10 protein-coding genes are annotated in these 10,251 nt (G+C 72.5%); 3 read left to right on the top strand and 7 right to left on the bottom strand.

Annotation, left to right across the window (positions count from 1 at the left end; all coding sequences use genetic code 11):
• From ACYVE7_RS20940 to ACYVE7_RS20930, 3 genes are all read left to right on the top strand, one after another.
• Positions 1 to 1,314: IucA/IucC family protein (locus ACYVE7_RS20940; protein WP_460366660.1), on the top strand; the 1,314-nt coding region annotated here is incomplete at its 5' end.
• 56 nt (positions 1,315 to 1,370) lie between these two features.
• Positions 1,371 to 2,969 carry an AMP-binding protein gene (locus ACYVE7_RS20935; protein WP_460366659.1) on the top strand — a complete coding sequence of 533 codons (1,599 nt, stop codon included), beginning with the start codon at positions 1,371 to 1,373 and terminating at the stop codon, positions 2,967 to 2,969.
• Between the two features lie 41 nt (positions 2,970 to 3,010).
• Positions 3,011 to 3,538: a hypothetical protein gene (locus ACYVE7_RS20930; RefSeq protein ID WP_460366658.1), complete on the top strand. Its 528-nt coding sequence runs from the start codon at positions 3,011 to 3,013 to the stop codon at positions 3,536 to 3,538.
• Here the strand turns inward: ACYVE7_RS20930 and ACYVE7_RS20925 are convergent.
• The 7 genes from ACYVE7_RS20925 to ACYVE7_RS20895 form a co-directional block, all read right to left on the bottom strand.
• The gene (locus ACYVE7_RS20925) at positions 3,535 to 3,831 is read right to left on the bottom strand and encodes a hypothetical protein (RefSeq protein WP_460366657.1); all 297 of its coding nucleotides are present in this window, start codon (positions 3,829 to 3,831) and stop codon (positions 3,535 to 3,537) included. The genes ACYVE7_RS20930 and ACYVE7_RS20925 overlap by 4 nt on opposite strands.
• A gap of 57 nt (positions 3,832 to 3,888) precedes the next feature.
• Complete coding sequence (locus tag ACYVE7_RS20920; RefSeq protein ID WP_460366656.1) at positions 3,889 to 4,377, bottom strand: class I SAM-dependent methyltransferase; 489 nt, start codon at positions 4,375 to 4,377, stop codon at positions 3,889 to 3,891.
• Between the two features lie 40 nt (positions 4,378 to 4,417).
• Positions 4,418 to 4,795 (bottom strand): roadblock/LC7 domain-containing protein, encoded by a 378-nt coding sequence (locus ACYVE7_RS20915; RefSeq protein WP_460366655.1) that lies wholly within the window; start codon positions 4,793 to 4,795, stop codon positions 4,418 to 4,420.
• Entirely contained in the window at positions 4,792 to 5,565 is a 774-nt protein-coding gene (locus ACYVE7_RS20910; RefSeq protein WP_460366654.1) for a hypothetical protein, read from the bottom strand. The genes ACYVE7_RS20915 and ACYVE7_RS20910 overlap by 4 nt, the downstream gene beginning before the upstream one ends.
• Entirely contained in the window at positions 5,558 to 5,926 is a 369-nt protein-coding gene (locus ACYVE7_RS20905; RefSeq protein ID WP_460366653.1) for a hypothetical protein, read from the bottom strand. Before ACYVE7_RS20905 ends, ACYVE7_RS20910 begins: the two co-directional genes overlap by 8 nt.
• Positions 5,927 to 6,000: 74 nt before the next feature.
• Positions 6,001 to 9,276, bottom strand: a complete 3,276-nt coding sequence (locus ACYVE7_RS20900) for an ATP-dependent helicase (RefSeq protein WP_460366652.1) — start codon at positions 9,274 to 9,276, stop codon at positions 6,001 to 6,003.
• A gap of 70 nt (positions 9,277 to 9,346) precedes the next feature.
• Positions 9,347 to 10,251, bottom strand: a 905-nt coding sequence (locus ACYVE7_RS20895) for a RecB family exonuclease (RefSeq protein WP_460366651.1), incomplete at its 5' end; no start/stop codon positions are given.

The following is a 10,251-nucleotide window of genomic DNA, read 5'->3' as shown; positions in this document are numbered from 1 at the left end:
GGTCCGTCCTGGCGGATCAGCGGCCCGTTCCGGTTCGACGGCCGCGACCTGACCTGGCGGGACGTGGCCGGGCTGTCCGCCGCCGAACTCGCCGCGACGACCGGCGAGACCAACCCCGAGTTCCTCGCCCAGGTGGCCTCCAGCCACGAGGCGATGACCGCGATCATGTCGGCGCGCGCGCCCAGGACGTCGAGCCCGCTGCTCGACTCCGAGCAGTCGCTGCTGACCGGCCACCGGTTCCATCCGTCGCCGAAGGCCCGGCAGGGCTCCCCGGAGAGCTGGCTGCCGTACGCGCCGGAGACGGGCGCGCGGTTCCGGTTGACGCGGCTGGCCGTCGCGCCCGGTCTGCTCTGCGGTGAGGGCCCGTTCCCCGAGGCGCTGGCGGACGGGCTGCCCGTGCACCCGTGGCAGTGGCGGCTGCTCCGCGACCGTCCGGTGCTGCGCCGCGCCCTGGAGCAGGGGCTGATCGAGGTGTTCGCGGACGGTCCCGAGGTGGTGCCGACCTCGTCGGTCCGCACCGTCCACGTGCCCGAGTCGGGGATGTTCGCGAAGTTCAGCCTGGACGTCCGGATCACCAACTGCGTGCGTAAGAACTCCTGGTACGAGCTGGAGGCCGCGCCCGCCCTCACCCGGCTCCTGAAGCCGATCATGGGCGGGCTGCTGCTGGGCGAGCCCGCCTACCGGACCGTCGCCCTCGCCGACCGTGCTCTCTATGAGGGGCTGGGCGTGATCCTGCGGGAGGGCGCGCCCGACGACGCCGTGGTGGCGGCGGCGCTCACCGATCCGGGGTTCCTGCCGTCGCCGCTCGACCCGGCCGAATGGTTCGCGGCCTATGTGGAGAAGGTCGCGGTGCCGGTGCTGGAGGTGTTCTTCGCGCACGGTGTCGTGCTGGAGCCGCACCTGCAGAACGTCCTGGTGGTGCCGGGGCCCGACGGGCTGCCCGACCGGGCCGTCTTCCGTGATCTGGAGGGCACCAAGCTGCTGCCGGGACGGGATCTGGCGGCGCTGCCCGAACGGGTCCGCGACTCGGTCACCTACGACGAGGAGCGCGGCTGGAACCGGGTCGCCTACTGCCTGTTCGTCAACCATCTCGCCGAGATCGCGGTGGCGCTCGGCACCCGCCACCCCGGCTGCGACCGCGACCTGTGGACGGCCGCCCGCAAGGTCCTGTCCGGTTTCTCCGGCCAGCCCCGGATGCGCGCCGTGCTGGCGGGCGCGCCGCTGACCGCCAAGGCGAACCTGCTGGCCCGCTGGTCGCGCTCCGCCGACCGGGCCGCGACCTATGTGGAGGTCCCCAACCCGCTGGGCCGCTGAACCTGCCGGGGCTCTACGGTAGAGGGAACGGCCTCACCCCGGAGGGAGCACGGACCATGCTCGACCGCCTGCGTTCAGCGCTGGAGTTCGCCGCCGGGACGGCCAGAGTGGTCCGCGACGCGCGGATCCTCGGCCCGGTCCGGCCCGACCGGCTGCTGCGCCTGCCCCTCCAGGCGGTCCGGTTCGGCCCGACCCCGGCGCTGGCCGGTGCGGCGTCCGCGCTGCGCCGCCCGGACCATCTCGCGCTGATCGACGATCTGGGCACGCTGACCTACGCCGAGCTGGAGGCCCGCTCCGCCGCCCAGGCCACCGCGCTCCGCCCGCTGGTGCCCGAGGGCCGGAAGATCGGAATCCTCTGCCGCAACCACCGCGGCTTCGTCGAGGCCGCGCTGGCCGGCAGCCGGCTCGGCCGTGACGTCGTCTTCCTCAACACCGACTTCTCGGCGCCGCAGCTCACCCGGGTGCTCGACGCCGAGGAGATCGCGGTCCTCGTCCACGACACGGAGTTCACGCCGGTCGCCGAGGGCTTCGCCGGCACCCGGATCATCGCCTGGCACGACGGCCCCGCCGCGCTGCCCACCCTCGACGACCTGGCCGCGACCCCGGCCGAACCGATCGTCGCCGAACGCACCGCGAAGATGATCATCCTGACGTCCGGGACGACCGGCCACCCCAAGGGCGCCTCCCACGACTTCGGTCCGCTGGCCGCGCTCAGCCAGGGGCTCGGCCATCTGCTGCGGGTGCCGCTGCGCGCCGACGGCCCGATCCTCATCGGCCCGCCGCTCTTCCACGGGCTCGGCCTCACCTATCTGATGGCCGGGATCGGCCTGGGCGCCCCGGTGGTGCTGGTCCGCCGGTTCGACGCCCCCACCGTCCTCGAACTGATCGCCAAGCACCGGATCGAGGTCGTCGTGGGTGTTCCGGTGCTGTTCCAGCGGCTGCTGGACGCCGCGGCGACGACGTCCGCCGACACCTCGTCGCTACGGATCGCGCTGTCGGGCGGCGCGGCCCTGCACCCCGGTCTCGCCGCCCGGTTCCAGGACGCGTTCGGCGACGTCCTCTACAACGCCTACGGCGCCAGCGAGACGGGCTGGGCCACCATCGCCACCCCCGCCGACCTGCGCGCGGCGCCCGGCACGGTCGGCCGTCCGACCCTCGGCACCCGGGCGCGCGTCCTGGCAGCCGACGGCGCGGAACTCCCCCAGGGCGAGATCGGCACCCTGTTCCTGGACGCCGGGCTGAAGTTCCGCGGCTACACCGGCGGCGGCACCAAGCAGACCTTCGGCACCCTGATCTCCACGGGTGATCTCGCCCACGTCGACGAGGCGGGCCGGATCTTCATCGACGGCCGCGCCGACGACATGATCGTCTCCGGTGGGGAGAACGTGTTCCCCGCCGAGGTCGAAGGGGTCCTGGACGCCCACCCCGAGCTCGCCGAGGCCGCCGTCACCGGCGTGGACGACGTGGAGTTCGGCCAGCGGCTCGCCGCCTGGGTGGTCCGCGCCCCCGGCTCCACCGTCACCGAGGACGAGCTGAAAGCGCACGTCAGGGCCGAACTGGCCCGCTACAAGGTGCCGCGCGAGATCCATTTCGTGGACGCCCTGCCCCGCACCACCACCGGAAAGATCAAGCATCGGGTGCTCCGGGACGGATGATCCGCTCGCACAACCCGCGCATTTACGGTAGATAGGCAGGCATGACTGCCGAGGAAACCCCCGACTTCCCGTCCGACGTCCTGGAAGCCGGGTCCGCTCTCGGCGAGCCCGTGCCCGATCAGCCCGACCCGCGGCTGCGCACCCTGAGCGTCCTGCTCTGGGCGGACGCCGCGCTGCTGATCGCGGCCGTCGCCGCCGTCGGCGTCCTGCTCAACAAGAAGAACGACGCGCTGCTGATCGCGGTGGCCGCGGTGATCGTCCTGCTGGTCGCGGTGGCGGGCACCCTGTTCCGGCTGACCCGCAAGCTGCGGGAGCCCGCCGTGGTGCTGTTCGCCGACGGTCTGGTGCACGCCGTCGGCGAGGAGCTGGTGGCCGTGGCGTGGTCGTCGGTGAAGCTCGCCTATCTGACCCCGGGCAAGCAGCTCATCCTGCAGCTCGAGAACGGCTCGGAGTTCGTGCTCCGCGCGCCGGTCCGCAATCTGGCGACGATCGAGTCGGCCGTCCGCAAGGGCGTGCCGCGCGACCGGGTGCGCCGGGGCGTTCCGCCGAAGAACCTCGCGGCGGTCTAGGCGGCGAGAGCGGATTCGCGGGCGGCGCGGCAGACCCTGGCGAGATCGATCAGGGCCTGGCTGCGCCGCTCCTCGAGCGGCCGGGTGTCGCCTTCGCCCGCGGCGGCGAGGGTGTCGAGCACCAGGGAGAAGACGGGCCAGTCGGCCGGCGCGATGAAGCCGCGCAGGTCGAACCCTTCTTCTTCGGCCTCGCTGAAGTCGACGTTGTGCAGGAACGTGGCGAGCGCGGCTTCGGCCGCGACCACGCCGATGCGCATCGCGAGCACCGCGGGGGAAGCGTCGGTAGAACCCACGTTCGAACCCTACCCGCACACGCGTTCGATATTCAAGAGGATGTTCGAAACCGCAGGTCAGGGCGCGGCAGCGGCGACATACCCTCCCTCATCCAGCCGTTTCACCTCGGCGCCCGCCTCGGTCAGCAGCTCCGCCAGCCGCGCCACCGGCACCCGGACGTCCGACAGCACGATCCCGGCACCGGGCCGCGACACCCGCACCAGCTCCGCGATCACCGCCGCCGGATCGGCCAGCGCGCCGAGCGCGTTCCGGCAGAGCACCAGCGTGAAGGTGCGGTCGAGCTGCGGCAGCGCCGCGGCGTCACCCCGCTGGAAGACCACGTTGGTGAACGCCTTGCGGTCCGCTTCCCGCTTGCCCTCGGCGAGCAGTTCGGCACGGGAGTCGACGGCCGTGGCGTGCCGCACCCTGCGGGCGATCGCACGCGACACCTCCGCGGTACCCGCGTACACCTCGAGGACCACGTCCTCCAGATCGAGTTCGGGTTCGGTGAACCGGACGAAGTCCTGGACCGTACTGGCGAGCGTCTCGGAGTGGGCCACCGTCACGCGTCCTCCCGGGGGGATGTAGTTCCCCCGGAGCATAGATTCAGACGGGCGCGGCGGCCAGCCTCCCCGCGATCGCCAGAGCGGTCGGCCGGGCCTCCAGGTGGAGGCGGCCGAGCATCGTCTCAGGGCCGGCGAGCAGGGCGAGCGCGGCCCGCGGACCGCACGCGTAGATCGCCAGATGGCCCCCCGTGCAGCGGATCACGACCTCCTGGAAGTCGCCCTCGCAGACGTTCTGGGCGAACCGGTGGCTGAGCGACAGCTCCGTCGCGGTCAGCGCCGCGACGGTGTCGGGCTCGACACCGGCGGGCAGGTCGGCGGCGACGAGGAAGCCGTCGCAGGTCGCGACGATCCCCCCGGTGACATAGGAGACCCTGTCGCGGAGCGCGCGCAGTTCGGCCAAAACCAGATCGTCGGTCATTCGAGCTCCCGTAGCGCATCCTGGAGCCTGAGAAGCAGGCTCTGATCGACTTCCGCCCATTTCTGACGTCCCGGGGAGCGCACCGTCCGGGGCGGTTCCGCCCTGGACGCTCCCCCGATCCTGCGGCGCGCCGCGCCCGGCGGCACCGCCACCAGGCCTGACGCCGCCAACCCGCGGACGGCCAGCGTGCAGCCGTAACGGGTGTGTCCGAGTTCCCGCGCCAATCCCGCGGGGTCGAGCCGGCCGTCGGCGTTGAGCAGCAGCTCCGCCTGAAGGCCCGAGAGCATCAGCCGCTGCCGGCGCACCCGCCGGACGGGCTCCACCGGCGCCTCGTCGAGGACGGCCGAAGGCCAAGCGTGGTCGAGCCGTTCCCGGCGCCGGCCCGTCTCGTAGTAGAGGGTCTCGATCGCCACACCGCGCAGCGGGGCCAGCCAGAACGGCTCGCTCTCGGTGAAGGCGAGCTCCGCCGTGGAGGGCAGCAGGTAGTAGGCGGCGTCGAACAGGGCGATCAGGGCGTAGCCCTCCAGTTCGGCGCGGCCCAGCCAGGCGTCGGCGCTGCCCGCGGCCTGCACGGCGCGCCAGTCGGCCTCCCGCAGCCGCCCCGACGAGGTGAGCATCCGGCCGAGCCCCGGCACCAGCACGCACTCGGCGAACACGGCGGCGCCGTCCACGAGATGGAACGCTCCCTCATGTCCGATGCGCACCACTCCGGTGGCCCTCTCGCGTGCCAGCTCCAGCAGCAGGCCGCGCAGGCCGGGGACGTCAGCCATGCGGGGCGGCCAGCCGGTGGAACGACGCCCACAGCCGCGAGCGCGCGGCCACCAGATCGGCGGCCGGGTCGAGGACGGCGTGCAGGCAGAGCGCGTCGGCGCCGAGCAGGATCACATGGGTGCCCGCCGTGCCGACCACGATCAGCTCGGTGAGGGTGTCGGCGGTGTGCGCCGCGGTGATCGCGGGGGTGGCGAGCGCTTTCTGGATCAGATCGGCGGTGCCCGAGGCGTCCTCCTCAGCGGTCAGGCTGTCCGGTCCGAGCGCGGCGATGGGCAGGCCGCTCACGTGGTCGAGAAGGGTGACGAGCCGAGCGCCGGGGAAGGTCAGGGCGTCGGCGAGACAGTCGTCGATAGCGGACACTGATCCAAGTTAGGCAGGGTCTGTGCTGTTCAACATGGGAATACCGGATAGTTACCGAGTACTGACCGGTATCTCTACCCCGTGACAGGAACCTGGTCGAACAGGGCGGCGAGGCCGTCGGCGTCCAGGAGATCGACGGGCCGGACCGTCGTGTTCGCCTTCACGAAGTGGAAGGCGGCGCTCACCCGCTCCAGCGGAACCCCCGCCAGCGCCGCCCACGCCAGCCGGTAGGCGGCCAGCTGGACGGCCACATGGCGGGCCTCCTGCGTGTCCGGGGGGCGGCCGGTCTTCCAGTCGACGACCTCGTAGCCGTCCGCGCCGTCGGCGCGCCGATCACGGAAGACGGCGTCCATCCGGCCCCGGATCAGCCGGTCGCCGATCACCGTCTCGAACGGCACCTCGATCTCGACGGGCTGCCGCGCGGCCCACGGCGACTCCTCGAACCTGGCCTGGAGCAGGCCGATGTCGGAGTCGGCGACGAGCTCGTCGTCGGCCGCGCCGAACAGGTCGTCGGGGTCGATCAGCCGCTGCTGGCCCCAGCGCGACTCCAGCCAGCGGTGGAACGCGGTGCCGCGGCGCGCGAACGGCGCGGGCGGGCGCGGCATCGGCCGCCGGATCTGCGCGGCCAGCGAGGACGGATCGCGGGACAGCGAGACGAGCGAGGAGACGGTGAGGCGTTCGGGCAGCTCGACGGTCAGGCCGTCGCCGGCCCGACCCTGGTCGCGTTCGGCGAGCAGCAGCTCCACGTCGCGGGCCCAGGCCGTCATACGGCCGCGGTCGGCGTCGGCGAGGCCGTCGGCCGGGATCCACGGGGTGAGGGTGCCGGTCATCGCGTCGCGGACCAGGCCCGCGCCCTCGACCAGGCCGCCCTCGGCGAGCGGCCGGGCCGGCCACGGCTCGGTCTTCGGCTCGGCGAGCAGCGGGTTGTGGGCGTTGTCCTCGGGCGGCTCGACCCACTCCCAGACCCGGTCGGCCGTCACCCGGATCTCCTCCAGGAACGGCGACGGGCCGAGCGGCTTGGCCGCCGCGCCCCACCAGAAACCCGTCCCGACCAGCAGGGCACTCGCCCGGGTGACGGCCACGTAGGCCAGCCGCCGCTCCTCCCGGAAGTCCCGTTCCGCGCAGGCCGCCTCGAAGTTCTCGACGTCGGCCTTGTCCAGGCCGCGCAGCTCGGGCAGGTCGCGCCGGTCACCGCGGAGCGGGTAGGGGATCATGCGCGGGTTGGTGGTCCAGCGGGTGCCCGCGCCCGCGGGCGGCGTCGGGAAGATCGAACCCTTGCCGGGGTTGCCGTTCCGCATCGGCGTGAACGACAGACCGGGCACGAACACGACCGGCCACTCCAGGCCCTTGGAGCCGTGGACGGTCAGCAGCTTCACCGAATCGCTCTCGCCGACCCGTCCCGCCTCCAGCCCGAACTCCTCGGTCTCGGCGGCCGCCAGATACGACAGGAACGCGCTCAGCGTGGGGTCCTCGCCGTCGCCCGCGAAGGAGTCGGCGGCGTCGACGAACGCGTCGAGGTTCGCGCGGGCCTCGACGGGGTCCTTGCCGGTGCGGGCGGCGACCTCGATGTCGAGGCCCAGGACCCGTTCGACCTCGGTGACCAGATCGGGCAGCGGCATCTGGGACTGGCGGCGCAGATAGCGCAGCTCGTCGCGGAGCCGGGCGAGCCTGCGGCGGGCCTCCTCGGAGTAGGCGGCCGGGTCGCCGGGATCGTCGAGGGCGTCGACCAGACTGCCCTGCTCCTCCTGGAGCTCCTGGACGAGCGCCTTCAGCGGATCGTCCTCGCGGACCCGCTCCGGTTCGGGGGCGGCCTCCTCGCGGCGGATGTCGCGGCGGGCCTCGCGGGCCAGCTCGCGGGCGCGGCGGCCGAGGGCGACGAGGTCGCGGGAGCCGATCCGCCAGCGCGGCCCCGTCAGGATCCTGGCCAGGGACGCGCCCGCCGTCGGATCGTTCATCACGCGCAGGGTGGCCAGGACGTCCTGCACTTCGGGAACCGTCAGCAGCCCGCCGAGACCCACCACCTCCACGGGGATGCCGCGCTCCTCGATCGCCTTGCGGATCAGCGCGAACTGGGAGCGTTTACGGGCCAGGACGGCGATGTCGCTGAGTTTCAGCGGCTCGTCGAGCGGATGGCCGTCGGGGGTGCGGTCGCTGGCGAGCAGCGCGACGATCCGGTCGGCGATCCGCTCCGCCTCGTCCTCGACGGTCTCCAGCAGCGCGCACTCGACCCGGCCGCGGCCGATCCTCGGCTCGCCGGGACGCAGCGGGGAGACGCCGCGCAGCTCGGCGCGGAGCTCGGTCTGGATCCGGGCGGCGGCGTCCAGGATGTACTCGCCGTTGCGGAAACTGCGGGTGAGTTCGAGCCTCGGCGCAGGCCCCGCCTCGGCCGGGAAGTGGTGCGGAAAGTTCATCAGGTTGCCCGCCGACGCGCCACGCCAGCCGTAGATCGACTGGCAGGGGTCGCCGACGGCCGTCACGGGATGGCCGTCGCCGAACAGGGCGCGCAACAGCACGAGCTGGGCCTGGCTGGTGTCCTGGTACTCGTCCAGCAGGACGACCGAGTAGCGGGACCGTTCGAACGCCCCCACCTCGGGGTGACGATCCGCTATCCGGGCCGCCAGGGACATCTGATCGCCGTGGTCGAGCAGCTCCCGTTTGCGTTTGGCGGCGCCGTACGCCTCGATCAGCGGCAGGAGCTGCTCGCGGGTGGCGTGCTTGGCCAGGATCTCCTTCTGCTTGCTGAGCGGCTTGTCGACCCGGTCGTACATCTGGGCGAGTGCCTGGCCGATCTGGCGGATGTCGGCGGGGCCGCGCAGATGCTCCGCCAGATCGCCCGCCAGCTCGATGACGGCCCTGGTGACGGTGTCGGGCGTCCAGTCGATCCGGTCCATGGGGCCGTCGTAGGCGTCGACGACCCGGGTCGCGATCTGCCAGGCGACCGCCGGGGAGATCAGCCGCATGGTCGGTTCGAGGCCGTCGCGGAGCGCGTGGTCGCCGAAGAGCCGCGCCGCGTAAGCGTGGTAGGTCGAGACGGTCGGCTCGCCGTCCAGGAACTCCGGTTCGATCAGATCGGGATGCTCGTACAGGGCGGCGAGCCGTTCCCTGACCCGTCCGGCCAGCTCGGCGGCGGCCTTCCTGGTGAACGTCAGGCCGAGCACCCGTTCCGGCCGCACCAGCCGGTTGGCGACCAGCCACACCACCCGCGCGGCCATCGTCTCGCTCTTCCCCGACCCCGCCCCCGCCACCACCAGCATCGGCGCGAGCGGCCCCCGGATGACCTCGGCCTGCTCGTCGGTCGGCGGAAACCTCTGCCCCAACCGAAAAGACAGTTCACTAGGAGAAATGATCATCTCCGAGCCTCCTTCGTCGGCCCGGAGCTGATCTGATACTCACTGGTGAACTCGCTACGCTCCCTCACGGTTAGCTCACCTCTCCGCCGTTCTCGTGGACGGGGCAGCAGGACTGGACGGGGCAGGTGCGGCATTTGTCGTTGGCGGTGGCCGTGAAGACCTCCCCCGCCATGCCCGTCGCGACGATCTCGACGAGCTTCTTCGGCCATTCGGGGTCGGCATCCTCCGACGGCGGGCGCTGCGCCTGCTCGCGCGCCTTCTTGGCGAACGCGGCCTTGCCGACCTGCACGAGCTTCGCGCCGCCCGGATCGACCAGGCCGTGCCGGGCGAACGCGCCGAGCATCACCGCGTACTGGTAGACGCCGAGCTGCGGGTTCCGGTCGACCTGGTCGGCGGGGACGGGCGAGCCGCCCGTCTTGATGTCGATGATGATCCCGCGGCCGTGGGCGTCGCGTTCGGCGCGGTCGATCCGGCCGCGGATCACGACCTTGCCCAGATCGACCCGGAACGACTCCTCCAACGCGACGATCTCGTTGGGGTTCGCCCGATGCCAGTCCATGAACCTGTCCACCATCTGGGACGCCTGCTGCCGCTGCTTCTCCGAGTACCAGGCGGAACGGAAGTCCAGCTCGTTCCAGATCCGGTCGAGCCGTCCCGCCAGATCGGCCTCGGTGACCTCCGGCTGGGATCCGGCCAGCTCGGCGACCGCGTGGATCACCTTGCCCATCGTCGAGTACTCGCCGGGGCCGCCCTCCTGCGCGCCGACCGCGCTGGTCAGCAGCCAGCGCAGCCCGCAGGTGGTGAAGGTCTCGACCTGCGACGGGGAGATCGTGATCGGCTCGTCCGACGGGAACGCGGGCCCCGCGTCCGAAAGCGCGGTGATCGCGTACCAGTTCTCCGGTTTCGCGCCCCGCACCCCGGCGCGGGCGAGCCGCGCGAGATGGGAGGCGGCGGCGCGGCGCAGCGCGGTCGGCC

The sequence above is a fragment of the Actinocorallia lasiicapitis genome (genome assembly GCF_054778695.1).
This window is presented reverse-complemented; position numbering and strand designations above follow the sequence as displayed.